The organism is Vibrio splendidus, from assembly GCF_003345295.1.
GTDB classification, from domain to species: Bacteria; Pseudomonadota; Gammaproteobacteria; order Enterobacterales; family Vibrionaceae; genus Vibrio; species Vibrio splendidus_K.
Map to the genome: position 1 here is coordinate 1,498,789 of NZ_CP031056.1, position 18,790 is coordinate 1,517,578.

Annotated in this window: 17 protein-coding genes; 11 read left to right on the top strand and 6 right to left on the bottom strand. The window is 44.6% G+C overall.

Annotated elements, in window-relative coordinates; all coding sequences use genetic code 11:
* The first annotated feature begins 4 nt into the window (after positions 1 to 4).
* The 7 genes from pfkB to DUN60_RS24620 all read left to right on the top strand — a co-directional run bounded on the left by pfkB (position 5) and on the right by DUN60_RS24620 (position 6,731).
* Positions 5 to 982: a 1-phosphofructokinase gene (gene pfkB / locus DUN60_RS22225; protein WP_114635483.1), complete on the top strand. Its 978-nt coding sequence runs from the start codon at positions 5 to 7 to the stop codon at positions 980 to 982.
* 15 nt (positions 983 to 997) lie between these two features.
* Positions 998 to 2,758 carry a PTS fructose transporter subunit IIBC gene (fruA, locus tag DUN60_RS22230; RefSeq protein ID WP_114635484.1) on the top strand — a complete coding sequence of 587 codons (1,761 nt, stop codon included), beginning with the start codon at positions 998 to 1,000 and terminating at the stop codon, positions 2,756 to 2,758.
* A gap of 201 nt (positions 2,759 to 2,959) precedes the next feature.
* Entirely contained in the window at positions 2,960 to 3,595 is a 636-nt protein-coding gene (locus DUN60_RS22235) for a hypothetical protein (RefSeq protein ID WP_114635485.1), read from the top strand.
* Between the two features lie 11 nt (positions 3,596 to 3,606).
* Positions 3,607 to 4,518, top strand: coding sequence for a sterol desaturase family protein (locus DUN60_RS22240; RefSeq protein ID WP_114635486.1), 912 nt, complete (start codon positions 3,607 to 3,609; stop codon positions 4,516 to 4,518).
* A gap of 8 nt (positions 4,519 to 4,526) precedes the next feature.
* Complete coding sequence (locus DUN60_RS22245; RefSeq protein WP_114635487.1) at positions 4,527 to 5,201, top strand: response regulator transcription factor; 675 nt, start codon at positions 4,527 to 4,529, stop codon at positions 5,199 to 5,201.
* Positions 5,198 to 6,490 (top strand): sensor histidine kinase, encoded by a 1,293-nt coding sequence (locus DUN60_RS22250; RefSeq protein WP_114635488.1) that lies wholly within the window; start codon positions 5,198 to 5,200, stop codon positions 6,488 to 6,490. Before DUN60_RS22245 ends, DUN60_RS22250 begins: the two co-directional genes overlap by 4 nt.
* An 88-nt stretch (positions 6,491 to 6,578) precedes the next feature.
* Positions 6,579 to 6,731 carry a hypothetical protein gene (locus DUN60_RS24620; RefSeq protein ID WP_009844874.1) on the top strand — a complete coding sequence of 51 codons (153 nt, stop codon included), beginning with the start codon at positions 6,579 to 6,581 and terminating at the stop codon, positions 6,729 to 6,731.
* A 134-nt stretch (positions 6,732 to 6,865) separates the two neighbouring features.
* On the opposite strand, the gene DUN60_RS22255 is transcribed toward DUN60_RS24620, so the two are convergent.
* The 5 genes from DUN60_RS22255 to yghU form a co-directional block, all read right to left on the bottom strand.
* Positions 6,866 to 7,189, bottom strand: coding sequence for a DOPA 4,5-dioxygenase family protein (locus DUN60_RS22255; protein WP_114635489.1), 324 nt, complete (start codon positions 7,187 to 7,189; stop codon positions 6,866 to 6,868).
* A gap of 166 nt (positions 7,190 to 7,355) precedes the next feature.
* A complete protein-coding gene (locus tag DUN60_RS22260; RefSeq protein WP_167409382.1) occupies positions 7,356 to 8,153 on the bottom strand; it encodes a metal ABC transporter permease in 798 nt (265 codons plus the stop codon).
* A gap of 2 nt (positions 8,154 to 8,155) precedes the next feature.
* Complete coding sequence (locus DUN60_RS22265) at positions 8,156 to 9,061, bottom strand: metal ABC transporter solute-binding protein, Zn/Mn family (protein WP_108189298.1); 906 nt, start codon at positions 9,059 to 9,061, stop codon at positions 8,156 to 8,158.
* A 16-nt stretch (positions 9,062 to 9,077) separates the two neighbouring features.
* Entirely contained in the window at positions 9,078 to 10,214 is a 1,137-nt protein-coding gene (locus tag DUN60_RS22270) for a hypothetical protein (RefSeq protein WP_017082521.1), read from the bottom strand.
* Positions 10,215 to 10,532: 318 nt separating this feature from the next.
* Positions 10,533 to 11,390 carry a glutathione-dependent disulfide-bond oxidoreductase gene (yghU, locus tag DUN60_RS22275; protein ID WP_017085489.1) on the bottom strand — a complete coding sequence of 286 codons (858 nt, stop codon included), beginning with the start codon at positions 11,388 to 11,390 and terminating at the stop codon, positions 10,533 to 10,535.
* Positions 11,391 to 11,665: 275 nt separating this feature from the next.
* On the opposite strand from yghU, the gene DUN60_RS22280 reads away from it, so the two are divergent.
* Positions 11,666 to 12,010 carry a YajD family HNH nuclease gene (locus tag DUN60_RS22280; RefSeq protein WP_004730279.1) on the top strand — a complete coding sequence of 115 codons (345 nt, stop codon included), beginning with the start codon at positions 11,666 to 11,668 and terminating at the stop codon, positions 12,008 to 12,010.
* A gap of 189 nt (positions 12,011 to 12,199) precedes the next feature.
* Here the strand turns inward: DUN60_RS22280 and DUN60_RS22285 are convergent, their stop codons facing one another.
* Positions 12,200 to 12,580, bottom strand: coding sequence for a hypothetical protein (locus DUN60_RS22285; RefSeq protein WP_004730275.1), 381 nt, complete (start codon positions 12,578 to 12,580; stop codon positions 12,200 to 12,202).
* 594 nt (positions 12,581 to 13,174) lie between these two features.
* Here DUN60_RS22285 and DUN60_RS22290 point away from each other — a divergent pair.
* From DUN60_RS22290 to DUN60_RS22300, 3 genes are all read left to right on the top strand, one after another.
* On the top strand, positions 13,175 to 14,413 hold the full coding sequence (locus DUN60_RS22290; RefSeq protein ID WP_017079765.1) for an L-lactate MFS transporter: 1,239 nt from the start codon (positions 13,175 to 13,177) through the stop codon (positions 14,411 to 14,413).
* A gap of 57 nt (positions 14,414 to 14,470) precedes the next feature.
* Positions 14,471 to 16,135 carry a VRR-NUC domain-containing protein gene (locus DUN60_RS22295; RefSeq protein WP_114635491.1) on the top strand — a complete coding sequence of 555 codons (1,665 nt, stop codon included), beginning with the start codon at positions 14,471 to 14,473 and terminating at the stop codon, positions 16,133 to 16,135.
* A 157-nt stretch (positions 16,136 to 16,292) separates the two neighbouring features.
* Positions 16,293 to 18,647, top strand: a complete 2,355-nt coding sequence (locus DUN60_RS22300; RefSeq protein ID WP_114635492.1) for a fatty acid cis/trans isomerase — start codon at positions 16,293 to 16,295, stop codon at positions 18,645 to 18,647.
* The last annotated feature ends 143 nt before the right edge of the window (positions 18,648 to 18,790 follow it).

Here is an 18,790-nt window from a genome sequence, read left to right on the forward strand (position 1 = left end):
CGATATGTCTGATAAACAAATCAAAGCCGTTACCGTTACGCTAAACCCTGCTCTTGACCTAACTGGCGCTATCGACGCACTGAACGTGGGTTCAGTGAGCTTGGTAAACAAAGGTTCTCTTCATGCTGCGGGCAAAGGCGTTAATGTAGCAAAAGTACTTTCAGAGCTTGGCGCGAAAGTGACCGTAACAGGTTTCCTTGGTCGCAATAACGAAGAAGCATTCTGCCAACTGTTTGAACAAATGGGCGCAACTGACCGCTTCATCCGTGTAGATGGCGCAACTCGTATCAACGTGAAATTGGTAGAGAACTCAGGTCAAGTTAGCGACATCAACTTCCCAGGTGTTCCTGTTAATGCTGACGCGATTAAAGCGTTTGAAGAAACCTTGTTAGAGCTGGCCGAAACACACGAATACTTCGTGATTGCAGGCAGCTTGCCACAAGGCGTATCGCCAGAGCTTTGCGCTTCTTGGGTACAACGCTTGCGTGACCTAGGTAAAAAGGTGCTGTTCGACAGCAGCCGTGACGCACTTAAAGCCGGTATCAATGCACAACCTTGGTTAATTAAGCCAAACGATGAAGAGCTGTCTCAGCTGTTCAATGCAGAGCTGACAACACGTGACCAATGCCAACACGCAGGCCAAGCCCTAAGTGAAAAAGGCATCGATAACATCGTGGTATCACTTGGCGCAGAAGGCGTGATGTGGCTAAACCAAGGTGAATGGTTACATGCTCAGCCACCGCGTATGCAAGTGGTAAGCACAGTAGGTGCAGGTGACACATTAGTCGCAGGCCTGTGTTGGGGTCACATGCAACAGATGCCAAAACCAGAACTTATTAAATTCGCAACCGCCCTATCTGCTCTAGCAGTTTCACAGGTAGGCGTGGGCATCACCAGCCAACAAGAGCTGGATTCAGTACTACAAAATATCCAATTACAGTCGCTTAGTGCTCCAACTAGCCAGTTAGACACAAGCAAATAGGACAAAAGGTTTATTATGAATATTACCATTATCACAGCTTGCCCTAGTGGCGTAGCAAACAGCATCATCGCCGCAGGCTTGTTAGAACAAGCGACAAAAGCACTGGGTTGGAACGCCGCTATTGAATGTCAATCAAGCGTGCTACCAGACTCAACCGTATCGCAAGACACTATCGACAGCAGCGACGTTGTGGTTATCGCAGCCAACACAAACGTTGATAAAGCGCGCTTTGTCGGCAAGAAAGTGTACCAATCGGCTATCTCTGAATGCACTGCAGATGCAAAAGCATTTCTAGAGAAAGCGGTAGCAGAAGCAACAGTATTAGACGCTTCTCAAGTTGAGACTACAGTGGAAGTGACTGGTACCTCAGTAAACTCTTCTACAACAGCAAGCACAGGCAGCAAAAAGATCGTAGCGATTACGGCTTGCCCGACTGGTGTTGCACACACCTTTATGGCAGCTGAAGCGCTTGAAGCAGAAGGCAAACGCCTAGGTCACCAAATCAAAGTGGAAACTCGCGGCTCTGTAGGTGCGAAGAACCAACTGACAGACCAAGAAATCGCAGACGCTGATCTTGTTATCATCGCGGCAGATATCGACGTTCCTCTTGATCGTTTTAACGGTAAAGCGCTGTACAAAACAACGACAAGCCCTGCTTTGAAGAAAACAAAGCAAGAGATGGAAAAAGCGTTCGCAGAAGCTAAACCATACCAACACACTGCTTCTTCAAATTCAGCACCTGCTGACGAGAAGAAAGGCGTGTACAAGCACCTAATGACTGGTGTTTCTCACATGCTTCCAGTAGTTGTTGCAGGTGGTTTGATCATCGCACTCTCTTTCGTGTTCGGTATCGAAGCGTTTAAAGAAGAAGGCACACTAGCGGCAGCACTGATGACTATCGGTGGTGGTTCTGCGTTCGCACTGATGATTCCTGTTCTTGCGGGTTTCATTGCATTCTCGATTGCTGACCGTCCGGGTCTGGCTCCAGGTCTAATCGGCGGTATGTTGGCGAGCTCAACAGGCGCAGGTTTCCTTGGTGGTATCGCAGCAGGTTTCATTGCCGGTTACGCAGCAAAATTCATTGCCGACAAAGTTCAACTTCCACAATCTATGGAAGCCCTCAAGCCAATCCTGATCATTCCGTTTATCGCGAGTTTGTTCACTGGTCTTGTGATGGTTTACATCGTGGGTGGCCCTGTTTCTGGCGTGATGAGCGCAATGACCACTTTCCTAAACAACATGGGAACGTCTAACGCGATTCTTCTGGGTGTGATTCTAGGCGCTATGATGTGTTTCGACCTTGGTGGCCCAGTAAACAAAGCCGCTTACACGTTTGGTGTTGGTCTACTGGCTTCGCAAACTTACGCACCAATGGCCGCTATCATGGCAGCAGGTATGGTTCCAGCTCTAGGTATGGGCCTTGCGACTTTCCTAGTGAAAGACAAGTTTGAAGCGGGCGAACGTGAAGCAGGTAAAGCATCATTCGTTCTTGGCCTATGTTTCATCTCTGAAGGTGCAATCCCATTCGCAGCGAAAGATCCAATGCGTGTTATCCCAGCTTGTATGGCAGGTGGCGCACTAACTGGTGCTCTATCAATGATGTTTGGTGCACAACTAATGGCTCCACACGGCGGCTTGTTCGTACTACTGATTCCTGGTGCTATCTCTCCGGTTCTTATGTACCTAGTGGCGATTGCAGCAGGTACGGCAGTAACAGGCTTTGGTTACGCAGCTCTTAAAAAAATGAGCAGCGATAAAGTGGAAGCCCAAGCTTAATCCCCCAAGCTCTTTAATTTAGAGCGTTTCTGATGCACTGATAATTTCAATGCAACAAATAAAACAAAGGCTCCTCATTTGAGGAGCCTTTTTTAATGAATCACCAATACTCTCTGACCAAAACAATCCCCACGGTTACCTTTTGTTTACCTCAACTCCTTTACTGTCGCTGATAAGAAAAATGACACACAAGGAATGAGCATGAAATTACTCGCTTCACTACTCACAACAGTCGGCATTACTGGCGCTGTCTGGGGGGCACTCCATATTCAACCTGCAATTGCAGACGCATCGACGGAACAGCCAATCAAAGAGGTATCAACGGTCAAGCCTTCAATAGCTAAACCAATCAAGGCAAAGCCACTGGTCACTAAAAACACGCAACCTATTGCTTCTCAAGCTACACAAACGATCTATCTACAAGGCTTAAGCAAAAACATTCCTTTAGAAGACGTTCCAGAGTTGTGGGTGGACTTCTATCAGAACATCAAAGTAAATGACGAAGAGGTAACTAAACACCAGCGACAGAATCAACAACAAGTCATCGTAATCTATCAAGACATCAGCTTAGATTTCAGCGAAGCAACAATCACGATTGGCTTCCCGACTCAGCAATCAAGATTAAATAAAAACAAACCCTTAATTAAGATTCCAATCAAAGCCAAAGGCACCCTTCTGCTAGGTAACGGCGAACATACCGAACAGGAATTAGCACAAGCTTGGGAAGGTATCGCGATTTTAAAAGAAGTGGATATGGTCATTGAGTACCACCAACTGAATCAGCATGGGTTGCCAGATTCTAGTGAGTTATACGTCTATTATAAGAACAACCAGTAAAGGATTTAGTTATGGATTTCACTTTGGATAGCATTGGGAGCTTTCTCTCTCAAACATTCACAGAAACAAGCATCATCCTTACCGAGACTTGGGTAGATGATAATTTTCTACTGCTTGCTCTGGCTCTGTTTATCTTTGAGCTTATCCGCTATGCCTTTAAGAAAAAGCTCAGCTGGAACATGTTGGGAGATAGCGCGACCAACTTAGTCACCTTATTCTTCTTATTGGTTACCCTTTTCTTTGTCGGGTTAGCCTATGTCGGTGCTTTTGTTTACGCCTACGAAAATTTCAGCCTAACTCAGCTACCAATATCTGGTTGGACGATTCTAGGTTGTTTGATCTTGGCCGATCTCGCGTACTACTGGGAACACAGATTTTTGCACAGTAATGGTTTAGCATGGGGAACGCACTCTGTTCACCATAGCTCCCCTTACTTTAACATCTCGGTCGCCTATCGCTTTGGGCCATTAGATTGGTTATTCCCATTCTTCTTTTATCTGCCACTCATTTTGCTTGGCTTTAACCCATTTGTTGTCCTGATGTGTGAAACATTTGTTCAGCTGTTCCAAACGCTATTGCACACTGAAACCGTTAGACGACTTCCTCGCCCTGTCGAAGCGGTGTTTAATACGCCTTCACACCACAGAGTCCATCATGCGACCAACAAACAGTATCTTGATAAAAACTATGCGGGAATACTGATCATTTGGGATCGCATGTTCGGTACTTTTGCCAAAGAAGAGCAAGAAGTCACCTATGGCGTCATTCCTCGAATCAACTCTGTGAACCCATTTAAGGTATATTTCCACGGCTACGTTAAACTGTGCCAACAATTATGGCATGCGCCAAATTGGAACTACCGATTACAACTTCTTATTCAGCCGCCTATTTGGGCTTGGAAAAGAGAACGAGAAATAAAGTAAGGATACTTATGAGCATTAACGCCCTGTTGATTGAAGACGACAGTGACTTAGCAGAAGCCATTGCAGATTATATGGAACTCGATGGGTTTGAATTCGACTTTGCCTATAACGGCGCAGCAGGGCTTAACCTCGCCTTAGAGGGGCAATATGACATTATCCTCACCGACATCAACATGCCTAAAATGGATGGACTCGATGTGTGTCAGTCACTTCGACAGCAAGGCGTTACTACACCCATTCTGATGTTAACGGCGAGAGATACGTTGCAAGACAAGATCGCTGGCTTCGAGGTTGGATCGGACGACTATTTAGTGAAGCCTTTTGCAATGGAAGAGCTAAAAGTACGGCTCATGGCGCTAGTGCGTCGTTCTCAAGGTTCGGTGACGTCGCTGTCTGTCGCAGATCTCAAACTGGACTTAGACAAGCACCAAGCCCTTAGAGACGGCAAGCTATTGAAGCTCTCACCAGTATGTTGGCGAATGCTTGTGATGCTAGTGCGAAACAGCCCTAACGTGGTGAGCAAAGCCAAGCTTGAAGAAGCATGGGAAGACGAAATGCCAAGCTCTGACAGCGTGAAAGCACACCTGTTTAAGCTTCGCCAAGTGGTTGATGCGCCCTTTGACTCAAAACTAATTCACACGGTTCATGGTATTGGTGTGGTCTTGCATGAGGAGCCATCATGAAACACCCGGACATGAATCGAGTCAGTATCAAGCGTGATATCTACCTCTACTTATTTGGCATCGTCGTATTACTCACTGCCATCTACAGCTTGATGGTGTCTCAGAGCTATCATATTGGTCTCAATGAATCGGCAAAATATGGATTTCTGTATGAGTTGGAAGTGGCAGAGCAGCAATACATCGAAACAGGGCAACTGCCAGACTACCAAAACCCAACATTCCAAGCCTTTCTAAGTTATTCAGGTCTGCCCGTTAAGTTTCAACAAACCTTTGATTGGAAAGCGTTTGATAACGATGCAATTTATGAACACTACGAGCAATCAGCTAACAATGATTCAGGCCAATACCTCTATGCAGCCAAGCATCCGATATCAGGTAGCGACGAAGCGTTATACATCATTTCTGAATACGACGAAGCCATCTACTTGAATCTATTCGAGCTGAACCCACCTGATTCCGTCAACCAAATTAACAATGCCTTCATTGCCATCGGCGTCCTATTACTCTTGGTGTTCTTGATCATTCGTCTTCTGATACATCGAGTTACTAAACCGATCATTACGCTATCAAAATGGTCTGAATCTCTGGATGTTGGCAACACTGAAGGGCTGACTCAGTTTCGATACAAAGAAATCGACCAGTTGGCTTCGCAGCTTGTTAAGAGCGTACAAGGTGAGCGTCAGGCCAATGAGCGTGAGAGCTTTTTCTTAAGAGCAGCTAGCCACGAGTTAAGAACACCGATTGCCACTATTTCAGCCAGTGGGGATATGCTGGTTCGGTTGTCTGAAACTATCCCTAACAGTGGTCAACGAGCGGTAGCGCGAATCCAACGCTCAGCCACCAACATGAAAGCCTTGGTAACAACGCTGCTGTGGATGAGTCGCAATAACGAGAGAGAAACCAACTATGAGCAAATCAAGCTTACTCCTCTACTCAATAATATTATCGAAAGCCAACGTTATCTTCTCAAAAACAAAGAAGTAGAGATCCACACCAAGGTCGATCAAGGCAAACACTCCCTTCCCCGCGAGTTAACTGAGGTTGTGATCACCAACTTAGTCCGAAATGCATTCCAACATGGTGGCAACGGAGATATATGTATCACACTGACAGAACATCAGTTTGAGGTGACCAACCGTTTGGAAGATGAAAACCTAACAAACGACTCAGAACAGCAAACCTCTTTTGGTATCGGCCTAGAGCTCATTGATCGCGTTTGCCAGAACCAAGGTTGGCGTTTTACTCATGAAACCCACAACAATGAGTTCATCGTTAAAGTCATACTGTAGCCATTTGCCCAAATGGTTATTTGATGGTGACCAAAAGTTTACCCTTGCTTGGTTATGCTAGTCGCACAATCTAGTTAGGAGTTATTTTATGGGCACTTGGATTTTGGAAACACTGTTGTGGGCTGTGGTAACCGTGGCGGTTTGTGTCGCGATTTGGGGTCTGTACTTACCTAATATATTAATCGCATTAGGCGTTTCGGTAGCGGTATCGCTGTTACTTGGGAATAGCTGGAGAAGCTAGAATTTCGGCAAGAAGACGATGAGCAAAACGAGCAGTGCGCTGACACACCCGACAGCACCTAAGTTACTAAGTTACTAAGTTACTAAGTTACTAAGTTCAATTATTAGATACACACTGTCGGGCGCAGAATTAAATTAGCTAGTCAGCGTATCTTCAAACACACCCAGCTCACGACCAAGCCAAATAGCTCGAACCGTGTGGTCTAGCGTTTCTTCACCGCTCGTTACTGGGTGAATCAACACCGACATATCGCCGCGCTCTTGCTCCAACCACTCAACAATGCCCGACTCTTTGTTCGAAAAGTGAATCTCAAACATCGGCATCTTATGTGGCCCAACCAAACGCTGTATTAATGGGAAAGTCTCTAACACATCTTTACGTTCTGATAGAATTTTCTGACGCAGTGTTTCTGCCTGCTCTGCAAAGCGCAGAGGGAAATAGATATGACCGTGGTACATGGCACCATCCTTTAGAATTATGATGTCGCGATTTTATACCTAAACCGCCTTTAATAGCTAAATCTAAATATAATATGCCAGCGCTATCGGTTCTAAACAGAGAAAGCGCCATGGTCTTGTTAACGTCAGGTTCGTTGCCTCCAAGTTAAACCTTAGAGGCCTTTTCCTAACCACAAGCTCGTGTCGAACTATCAGTACAAGTGCTTCTAATCAACTTCATCACAATATTAAACATCACCCCCACCAAAAACAGCGTGATGACAATGCTGGCGCCACTTGGCAAATCGTAATAAGCCGACACCGCTAAGCCCGATAAAATACCGACAGTGCCAATCCCAATACTCGCGATAAAGAAGCGAACGCCTTTATAGGCAGCTGCACATAACGCAGGAATCACCAGTAACGCAAACTCCAAATATATCCCAGTCAGCTTTACGGTGATCGGCATCAAAATAGCGAAGATAAGATAAAAGCCACTTCCCTGCATAAATTCAGGCTTTACGCTAATCAACACCAACATCGCGGTCGTGATTATTGCCAATGGCCAGACATCATCCCAGGTAGACCACAACAGCTGCCCGTTGAGAATGCCTTGAATAAAATCGGCGCCATGAGGATCTTTGCTGACCAATAGAATCGCTAATGAAGCCGATACCACAAACAAACTTCCTATCATTGGTTCTAAGTGTTGTTTGTAACGCTTTTCCATTAACGCAATTAATCCGCATAGCAACAATGACATGACCCACGGGCCAATCATCTCTGCAAACCAAGAGCCGCTAAACTGTGCATATCGGCTCAACCAATAGTGACTCAAAGCGGCGCCAAGGGCAGCCACTTGCGCGACAGCGAGATCAATAAAGATGATCTGGCGCTTGAGGACTTGCTCCCCAAGCACAATGTTGCCGACTAATGCAATTAATCCACACAATACCGCAGATGCCAACCAACCATATTCATTCAACATTATGATCTCGTTGATGTGTCTGGGTTAACGAGCGTTCTAAGCAATTCATCAATGACTTGATCGTACATTTGGTCAAGGCTCTGACCTTCTGCAACCGTCAATGGTAGCTGTATCGTAGGCTTGTTGATTTGCTGGTTAAGCCAATTAGCAGGACGTTGGTCTTGATGTGATGAATACACAATCGCATCAAACGAAGCAGGATCCAACTTGGTCAATGACTGTAAATGTGACGTAGTCGGTGATATCCCAGGCTTAGGTTCTAAATCAGCAATTTGCGCCATATCTAACCAGTCAAAGAGGTAACGATATGTAGCATGATAACCGACCACTTTTTTACCTTGTAACGGCTCTGCTTTCGTTTCCCACTCTGCCAATTTATTACGCCAGTTGGCACGAAACTTCATTCCATTTCGCATGTAGATATGTGCATTGTCAGGATCAAGCAGTTGTAAACGCTTGGTGACCTCTCTCGATATAGGAATCATATATTCAGCAGCAAACTGAACATGTGGGTTTCCGTGAGCATGGATGTCTCCCATGCTTCGATCGACATGGTCATGGGTATCAAGCATACCTACCATATCGCTCGCGTATAACATGGTGGGCGCGCTATCTTGAACCGCAGGATTACCACTGCGTACTTGCAGCATTGGTAACCAGCCTACTTCTAATTCAGACCCTGAACACATTGCCATATCTGCTTGACGCATTTTGGCAATAAGTGATGGTCTTGCTTGAACATAGTGCGGGTCTTGCTTAGCCGTAGTCGCCGAATAGATGTTGGCATCAGGAGCGTGACTATGAACAAGAGCTTGCCATTCAGGCTCACAAACGAAAATATTCAACGCCATTGCAGACGAAGATGCCATTATAGATGAGGATACAATGGCAACACCTGTTGCCATTGTAAGTAGGAGTTTCCTAGAATGCATGAGCACCGTGCGCCCCAAAGGTCATCACATACTGAAGGGTAAATACGTTATCTGTCTCTTTACTTTGGTTTTCAACGCGAGAGTATTGCGCTCTAACTGTACCAAAATGAGATGAATCCCAAGCGATCATTGCATCTGCTTCTTTGTCGTTCATTGCAGTAAAGTGCATGTGGTCACCATGTGCGTGTCCATCATAGCTTTCTGCTTCACCGTAACGCAGGCCAGCAGACCAGCTTGGGCTAAATCGGTAGACACCCGAGACATAGTAGCCTGCTAGTGTATCTGGTGATTCTGCGTCATTTTTGAATTTGTCATCGACGATGCCATCTAACAACATGTATTCAGCAGCAAGCGTGAAGTTTTGGTATTTGTAGTTACCGTTTGGAGCCCACTTCCATACAAAGTCAGCACCGTATAAGTTTGAGCCCGTTACCGCCGCTCCGTGGCTATGATCGTGGTCATGGTCATGCCCGTGATCATGGTCTCCAAACTCACGAACTTTACCGTTTTCATTTCGTAAGTAGCTCAAACCAAACTGCCAGCTTGATGACTCTGAAAAGTCGTCACCTAGCTTAAGAGTTGTAGTGTAAACACCAACGTCAGAGCCATCATCAACAGACGACATCTTACTACCACTTAGCGCTTCAACACCGAACTTCACATACAGATCTGTAGGAAGAACGATGTTTGCACGAACACCATCATCGTAATAATGAGAGCCTAAAAATGTACGGTAAGCGGCAGGACGCTCAACAAAGCTATCGGTATGCATATGTTGGTTATTTAGGTAGCCGAAATCAGACAAGAAACGACCACCTCGAATGCTTAAACCGTAAGGCATCGTCAGTGTTTCAATGAAAGCTTCTTCGAGCAGTAATTCAGTCTCATCATCGTGAGTTTCAATAACCGTAGTCAAAGAGCCATAAAACTTATCATCGATATTCGCAGACATGTTCAGTTCTGTATGACCAAGACCAAAGCCTTCGCCGCGCTCTGAGTTATTACGTTGACCGTCTTGATAATACCCATCAAGAACGACACCAATTTGAGGGTTCGACAACGTGTCGGCAAAAACAGGGGAAACGAGAATGCTACCAACCGCTAGAGAAACCAATTTTTTATTCACAACTTTTTCCTTTCTAAGATACATCACCAATTAATTTATTGTTATGTTATAACATTACAATAAATAGTTAATCGTTGAAATGTAACAAAGTATGAAACAACTCTAATAACAGGGCATTAAATAGGGTAAAAGCCATTAATATTCAACCACATAAACAAAAACAGCAATTGACAAGTGAAAGCGAATAGTAACGGTATTTATCGAAAGACTGATATAAGGAAGGAATGATTCGATGGAACAAAAAACTAGAGTTTGAGTTAACGTTGGCCGCTAAAACAGACTCTAGAGATACTGGTGTCGACTATCGTTTTAAAATCACTAAGGGCGTAGCTTTAAAACTCGGTCAATGTCTTCCGCGGAATGGCGCTCTGGTACTTGCTCCCACTCTTCGCCAAATGAACGGTTAACCACTCGACCGCGTTGGAAACCTTCGCGCGCTTCTAGTTGCTTCGCCCAGCGAACTACGTTGGCGTAAGACTCAACTTGAAGGAATTCAGCGGCATCATATGTTTTACCTAGTACAAGGTTGCCATACCAAGGCCAAATCGCGATATCTGCAACACTAAGCTCTTCGCCTGCCACATACGTGTTATTCGCTAACTGTTTGTCTAATACATCTAGTTGACGTTTCACTTCCATCGCAAAACGGTTAATTGGGTATTCTTGCTTTTCATCGGCGTAAGCGTAGAAATGACCAAAGCCACCACCTAGGAATGGTGCAGAGCCTTGTGCCCAGAACAACCAATTTAATGTTTGAGTGCGAGCAGCGCCCTCTTTCGGTAAAAAGTGACCAAACTTTTCGGCCAAGTGCATCAAGATGGATGCCGATTCAAAGACATTCACATCTTCGTCACCAGACTTATCAACAAGTGCTGGTATTTTCGAATTCGGGTTTACACCAACAAAGCCAGAAGAGAACTGATCAGCCTCACCGATGTTGATCAAGTACGCATCATATTCAGCTTCTTTAACACCCGCCGCTAACAACTCTTCTAGCAAGATAGTGACTTTTTGACCGTTAGGTGTGCCAAGGGAATACAATTGAAAAGCATGATCACCAACAGGAAGCTCTTTATCAAAGCGAGCGCCAGATTCAGGACTATTGATATTTGCCCACTTGTTACCACCATCAGCATCGTTAACCCAAACTTTTGGCGGAGTGTATTGTTCTGACATGATATTTCCTTATTAATATAGGGTAGCTTTAACTGATATTAGGTCACGCTCCCTTGGTTAAAACCCCTAAATACAATTTCTTTTCAAACTGTTAAGCATGGCTTATTCCAGAAAGACATAACCTGCTTTATGAGATAGCACACGTAAAAGATAAGTGCTCAATCAAACCTAAGCCCCATATCGGTTAGTACGACACGTGATTTAGTCACGACATTCCTACAGCTTCCAGAAAGCTGTGATAAAATCGGGAGATTACAATTGATAAGGATTTGGCAATGTCTTCAGATTACACAGGCTCGAGTGCAGCGTACGCTCGCCAAGAGAAAGGCTACCGCGAAAAAGCACTGAAACTGTACCCTTGGGTTTGTGGTAAATGTGCACGTGAATTTGTTTACTCAAACTTGAGAGAGCTTACCGTTCACCACGTGGATCACGACCATACAAACAACCCTGAAGATGGCAGCAACTGGGAACTACTGTGCTTGTACTGTCACGATCATGAGCACTCAAAATACACGGATCATGACCGTTACGGTGTTGATGCAAAAGCCCGTTTAGACGACCATCAATCAGCAACGCACAATCCCTTTGCCGATCTAGCAAAGTTGATGAAGAAGTAACACGCGTTAAGACCTGTATTTGCTAGATGATAGCGGCTAGATACTAGATAAATAACAAGAAACCCCAGTATGTCACCATACTGGGGTTTCTTTTATCTGCCTTATAGCTAGAGTTCACTCAAGTTAAGGCCAGATCAAAAAGAGCCTTCCGAAGAAAGCTCTTTTTAGAATTCTGTATTAGTTCTGCAATTATGCAGCCGCTTGCTTGCGAGAGTCTTCTACCTGCTTAGCGCGCTTTTTTAGCGTCAACTTATCGCGGTATGCAAACCAAACGTAAGACACAACCACTAAGAAGAACAGGTATGACAATGAGAAAATGAACGGCGATTGAATGATATCGTTCGAGATACCCCAAGAAACACCGACAACTGTCACTGCAATTTTCGCGAAAAAGCCACACATCAATAACATTAGAGCTAACTGTGGGAAACGCGTGCTACGGAAAGCTAACCAATAGCAACTACCCACTGCCAATGCAGCAATATAGAAGCCAAACAAGAAAGAGTGGATATGGTCAGCTGCCGCTACACCACCAGAAATTGACATCAATAGAATTAAAAACAGTTTCATAATACTCGCCTCGCCATAAGTTGGAAACGCATCCTTTCAAATTTGGAATCTCAGTTTGCGTACTATTTTCCCACTTTTTTTCAACAACACAACCCCTCCAATCGAACAAAATGTAAGCAAAGGTACAACTAAAAACCACCCGTAACAACTGGTTAACATTTTGTTTTTAATAAAACTCCGTTACTCCTTGTCTCATATGGACAAAGCTCCACTTCGATTTATTTTGTTACACAAAATTAACCTTAGAAAATAATTAAAATAATTCGTAACTCTGTGATATCCGCACGGAATACGTGGCAATTCAGAAATACTTATCGAAGAACACCTTAAAAAATAGGCTCGCCACGTTAAAAAGAACAAAACAGAAAGGTATTAAATACAATTGTAAAACCAATAAAAAACAACTTATTAACAAGTTTGAGTTTATTTACCAAAAATGGAAAAAGAGATTCCAATCACATTTTTATTGGTTATAATCCGCGCTCTTTTGCGCAGTCTGTTGATAAACGCAAACTAATTTTGAAGAAACAATCACAATAACCCGTCTTTAGTTAAGTGGCTCACCACTAACCAACGACAAAACTGAGAATAAAAATGAGCAAGATTGATAAAGCATCACGTATCCTGCTAGCAGGCTTCTGTATCAACCTTTGTCTTGGCATCCTGTATGCTTGGAGTGTATTTAACAAGGCGCTAGTCACCGAAGCTGGTTGGAGTGCTGCTGAAGCATCTGCACCTTACGCTATTGCAACTATCACATTCTCTGTTTGTCTTCTTGTTGCAGGCATCCTACAAGACCGTATGGGTCCACGTAAGATCCTTATCTTAGGTACAGCGCTTACTGGCCTCGGTATGATTGCTTCTGGTTTCGCTACGACTCCTATGATGCTAAATCTAACGTTTGGTGTGATGACAGGTGCTGGTATCGGCTTTGGCTACGCATGTCTTTCTCCATCAGCAATGAAATGGTTCCATTCTTCTAAGAAAGGTATGGTTAACGGTCTAATCGCTGCAGGTTTTGGTCTTGCTGCTATTTACCTAGCACCACTCACTTCTGCGCTAATCGACAGCATGGGTATCCAAACAAGCTTTATGATTCTTGGTGCCGGCGTACTTGCGATTGCAGTACCTCTAGCAGCAACAATCAACAACCCACCAGCGGATTACACGCCAGCTGAGCCTAAAGTAAAAGCAGGCCAAGCACCTAAAGCAGTTAAGAAGACTGAAGACCTAACGTGGAAAGTAATGCTGAAGACTCCTCAGTTCTACTCTCTATGGATCATGTACGCATTTGCTGCTTCTGTTGGTCTTATGATCATCGGTAACATCACTACGATTGCTAGCGTTCAAGCGAACCTACCAAACGCAGTTTACCTAGCGTCTATCCTTGCTGTGTTCAACTCAGGCGGCCGTGTTGCTGCGGGTATGCTTGCAGATAAAATCGGTGGCGTACGTACTCTACTTCTAGCGTTCATCCTTCAAGGCGCGAACATGGCTCTATTCGCTACGTTCAACTCTGAATTCACGCTAATCATTGGTACGGCTATCGCAGCTGTTGGTTACGGTACGCTTCTAGCAGTATTCCCAACATTGACTGCTGAGTTCTACGGCCTGAAAAACTACGGTACTAACTACGGCGTGCTTTACACGGCATGGGGTATCGGCGGCGCTATCGGTGCAGCAGTTGTTGGTTACTCAATGACAAACGGCGAAGGTTACGGCCTAGCTTACACAATCTCTGCAGCTATGATGGCAGTGTGTATTGTTCTTGCAATCGTCACTAAGCCAATCTCTGAAGCTAAAGTTTCTGAACTAAAAGCATCTCAAGCTTAATCACCAGAAAAGATTGAATTTGTTACTGAAGAGCTTAACCTTAGGGTTAGGCTCTTTTTGTATCAAGCGACGAACCCATTGACGATAGAAACCACTCTTCAACTCTCCCCTACTTATTATCTCGATAACTTCAATCGGTTGGTTGAACACGCTCAAACGCTCTATACCGATCTTCTAAGTGACGATGAATGTCGTTGGTTGTCCGCATACAAACGTCTTTCCGTTTCAAGCCAATGTTTAATGGTTCGTTTGCTTTCTCGTAAAGGCCGTTGGTTTCGCAGCGATAAACTCAACTATGTTGAGATCCCTGATTTAAATAGCGCACTACAAGAGCTAAGCACCTCAGGCTTTATTGCGTTAAGTCATCCCGCCGAACAACATGACCTTGTCATTAGCAATGTCGAACTCGGATTGCACTTGCTCACCAAACCAGAGCTGTTAAATGTATTCCCTGCCTTTAAGAGCAACAAAACCGCGAAGAAAGATGAGCTGTTGTTACTGCTTGATCAGCAACCTTTTGATCAATTTCAAAACCTAAACTTCGACTGTATTTACATCGTCGAAGCTCAAGTTATCGATGTTTTGCTGTTACTCTTCTTTGCCAACACCTATCAAGACTTAAGCCAATTCGTGTTAAGCGACCTTGGGCTCAATACCTTTGAGAACTACCCATTAAGCAAGCAGCGCCGCTTCTTCACTTCTAGAGATCAACTCAATCAATTGCTCCAGATGCGCGATGTTCAACGCTTGTATTCAGAAGGTGACCGCAAAGACAGTGAATTTCTTGAGCAGCTTTTACAGTCGATACCTGCGGAATCAGAACACAGAAGCATAGCCAGAAAACGATCGCGTTTGATCAACGATATCGCGCGCGATCTAGAAAGGCTCAGCCAAAACGACCAAGCTGTCTTTTGGTTTAAACAATCTGTACTTCCTCCGAGCAGAGAGCGACTTGCACGCATCTATGACAAGCAAGACGAGTTAGACTTAATGTGTGACATTGTCACGCAAATGAAAGCTGCTCCATCGGATGTGTCAGAGTTGGAAGTCGCTATTAAGCTTGAAGACAGGCTACTACGGAAACAGGGGCACAAAGTTTCACGAACCATAAAACCGATCTGCAAAGAGATAAAGCTGGAGTTAGACCTAAGCAAAATGCGAGTTGAGCTTGCAGTAAAGCAACATTTTGAAAGCCAAGGTTGGGATGTTTACTTCTCTGAAAACAGTTTTCTATGTGGCTTATTTGGTTTAGCCTTTTGGGAGGTCATTTTTGCAGATGTTGAAGGCGCCTTTATCAATCGATACCAACATCGACCACTGGATCTGTACCATTCCGATTTTGTAGACAAGCGAGCCGAACAGGTCGAAGCGGTGTTTCAGACTATATTCAAGCATGGGCTGAACCACTTACTCTATATTTACGACCAAAAACACGGTATTGCCAACCCATTTGTCCATTGGAACTACTTCCCCAGATCACTCGTCGAGCACAGCATGGTGGCTATTCCCAACGCATTGATTGTTGATCTTTTCAAAGTGATATTGAGTGATTTAAAGCTATTTAGAACTGGGATGCCCGATTTGATTACATTCAAGGACAAAGAGTTTCATTGGGTTGAAGTCAAAGGCCCCGGAGACAAACTGCAAGACAACCAATGGCGCTGGATCAAAGAGTTTGAGCGATTATCTGTCCCTTTCTCTGTTTGTTACATCAACCAGTGAGCCTTAAGTCGACACTCCAAATTCCAACCTAGGGTGAGTGACTCACCTCGATAAGTTGCTCAGCCCCATCAAGATCTTATCTATAAGATTGTTAGAACATGAGCATTTTCAATCATTTTCGATATAATTAGAGAAAATGCTTAATATATAAATACGTATGAATTTGAAAAAACTCTTCATTTTAGCTTTTGTTAGCGTCTTCTCAGGTTGTGCCGTCTACGCGGGTTTAAACTTCGACGAACTATTTGGTAAACAACAAGTTCGCGATCGCCAAGCGCCTATTCTGTCGGCTCAAGCACAGCACTTCATTGATGAAGTAAAGCCCATCATTGATAACCGATGTGTGGTTTGTCACGCTTGCTATGACGCACCTTGCCAGCTCAAAATGTCTTCGGTAGAAGGTATAGACCGAGGTGCGAGCAAGGCACTCGTTTATCAAGGCACCCGTTTAACCGCCTCAGCCCCTACTCGCCTGTTTGAAGATGCTTTAACCACACAAGAGTGGCGCGATGCGGATTTTCATCCAGTTCTCAACGAACGTATGCAGAACTCAACGGCTAACCTGGATGCTGGTCTTGTTTCTCGAATGTTGATCCAAAAAGAGAACCACCCACTTCCAGATCAAACCCAGCTTGAAGGTTTCGACTTTTCAACCGACCGCGACCAACAATGCCCAACTATTGAAGAGTATGCCCAATACGAGAGAGATTACCCGACTTGGGGGATGCCTTATGGGATGCCGAACTTAGATAAAACAGAATACGCGACTTTAATGAGTTGGTTGGAAAATGGCGCGTTAATGAACGACCACATTCCGCTGAATGATGCGGAGCAAGAGCTCGTTAATGTCTACGAAAGCTTTCTCAATAAGAGTGACAATAAAAGCCAACTTTCAGCACGTTACATCTATGAGCACCTGTTTCTATCGCATGTCTACTTCTCTGATTTAGCGCAGCCAACGCGTTTCTTCACACTTGTCCGTTCTGCAACGCCTCCAGGTGAAGCGGTGCAGCGCATCACGACTCGTCGCCCTTACGACGATCCAAAAGTAAAACGTGTTTACTACCGCCTGATTCCAGAACAAGGCTCCATCGTCGACAAAACGCACATGCCTTTCGCACTCAATAAAGAGCGACTACAAAAGTGGAACACTTGGTTTGTCGATGCTAATTACTCTGTGAAACAACTCCCTAGCTACAACATTGATGTCGCAGCTAACCCTATGACTTCGTTTGAAGCGCTGCCAGTGAACTCGCGCTTCCATTTCATGTTGGACAATGCGCAAAACACCATCATGGCTTTTATCAAAGGGCCAGTGTGTCGTGGTCAACTTGCCTTGAATGTGATTAACGACCGTTTTTGGGTTTTCTTCATTGATCCAGAGAAAGCCGATTTACCAGAAATAAACGCTTTCTACGCTAGCCAGAAGAAAAACTTAAAACTACCTAGCGAGCTAAAAAGTAACACCGTACCAGCGACTAACTGGGTACGTTACTCTAAGCAACAGGCTCGATACCTAAATGCGAAATCAGACTTCACTAACCAATGGTTCGATAGTGGCGTGAACCTAGACACCGGTATAATTTGGGATGGCGATGGCATCAACCAAAATGCCGCTCTCACTATCTTTAGACACTTCGATAGCGCTTCTGTTGTTCAGGGTTTAGTTGGTTCACAGCCTAAGACAGCATGGATCCTTGATTACGCCTTACTAGAGCGCATTCATTACCTTCTTGTAGCAGGCTTCGATGTGTACGGAAACTTCGGCCACCAGCTGATTACGCGTATGTTTATGGACTTCTTGCGCCTTGAGGGTGAAAGTAACTTCTTAACCCTTCTTCCTAAAGATGTTCGCCATATTGAACACTCAAGCTGGTACAAAAACCAAAGTGCACAACTGAGCGATTACTTGCAACGCAATATCGCCCCTTTCGACCAACCAACAAGTGTGGTTTACAAAACGGCCGATCCTAAGCGTGAACTGCTCAATATGATCAAAGATAAGCTCGCGCCTGTCCTCGATAGTCGTTTTGATATTGTCGAAACAGGTTTTGGTCGAAAGAACGAAGCACTGCTTAACCAAGTGAATTTGATAAAGGGAGTCGGCCTGCGTCATGTTCCTCAGTTAGTGATGATCATGATTGAAGGCGAAAATGGCGAAGAGCAGCTGTTCACCATGATTCACAATAACGCTCACAGCAACATTTCAAGCTTGTTTAATGAAGAAGGTAACAGAGATTACGCCAATGATGACTTAACGCTCGTACGAGGCGTTGTCGGTAGCTACCCTGCCGCCTACCTGTCTTTAACCGAAAGCGAGATACCGACTCTGGTGAAAACTCTGCAAAATTTAAACACAGAAGAAGATTACGTGGCGCTGCTGGATAAGTTTGCGGTACGACGCAGTTCTAGCGAGTTCTGGCCGTTCAGTGACCGAGTTCATCGTTGGTATCAACAAGACCAACCGATCGAGTTTGGCTTGCTGGATTACAACCGCTTTGAGAATAGATAGTAAGCGATAAGCCTTAGTTCGAGCTCTTGAGCCTTGGTTAGCTGGAATGGTTAGCCTTTCATAAAGAGCGCTGACTTGCACGGTATAAAAAATCCTCTGACGAATATTCGTTCAGAGGATTTTTTTGACTTGTTAATTAGATC

What these genes read in the sequence shown, in the direction of transcription:
- pfkB (WP_114635483.1), top strand. Translation starts at nt 5, where the DNA reads ATGTCTGATAAACAAATCAAAGCCGTTACCGTTACGCTAAACCCTGCT.
- fruA (WP_114635484.1), top strand. Translation starts at nt 998, where the DNA reads ATGAATATTACCATTATCACAGCTTGCCCTAGTGGCGTAGCAAACAGC.
- DUN60_RS22235 (WP_114635485.1), top strand. Translation starts at nt 2,960, where the DNA reads ATGAAATTACTCGCTTCACTACTCACAACAGTCGGCATTACTGGCGCT.
- DUN60_RS22240 (WP_114635486.1), top strand. Translation starts at nt 3,607, where the DNA reads ATGGATTTCACTTTGGATAGCATTGGGAGCTTTCTCTCTCAAACATTC.
- DUN60_RS22245 (WP_114635487.1), top strand. Translation starts at nt 4,527, where the DNA reads ATGAGCATTAACGCCCTGTTGATTGAAGACGACAGTGACTTAGCAGAA.
- DUN60_RS22250 (WP_114635488.1), top strand. Translation starts at nt 5,198, where the DNA reads ATGAAACACCCGGACATGAATCGAGTCAGTATCAAGCGTGATATCTAC.
- DUN60_RS24620 (WP_009844874.1), top strand. Translation starts at nt 6,579, where the DNA reads ATGGGCACTTGGATTTTGGAAACACTGTTGTGGGCTGTGGTAACCGTG.
- DUN60_RS22255 (WP_114635489.1), bottom strand. Translation starts at nt 7,189, where the DNA reads ATGTACCACGGTCATATCTATTTCCCTCTGCGCTTTGCAGAGCAGGCA.
- DUN60_RS22265 (WP_108189298.1), bottom strand. Translation starts at nt 9,061, where the DNA reads ATGGCAACAGGTGTTGCCATTGTATCCTCATCTATAATGGCATCTTCG.
- yghU (WP_017085489.1), bottom strand. Translation starts at nt 11,390, where the DNA reads ATGTCAGAACAATACACTCCGCCAAAAGTTTGGGTTAACGATGCTGAT.
- DUN60_RS22280 (WP_004730279.1), top strand. Translation starts at nt 11,666, where the DNA reads ATGTCTTCAGATTACACAGGCTCGAGTGCAGCGTACGCTCGCCAAGAG.
- DUN60_RS22285 (WP_004730275.1), bottom strand. Translation starts at nt 12,580, where the DNA reads ATGAAACTGTTTTTAATTCTATTGATGTCAATTTCTGGTGGTGTAGCG.
- DUN60_RS22290 (WP_017079765.1), top strand. Translation starts at nt 13,175, where the DNA reads ATGAGCAAGATTGATAAAGCATCACGTATCCTGCTAGCAGGCTTCTGT.
- DUN60_RS22300 (WP_114635492.1), top strand. Translation starts at nt 16,293, where the DNA reads ATGAATTTGAAAAAACTCTTCATTTTAGCTTTTGTTAGCGTCTTCTCA.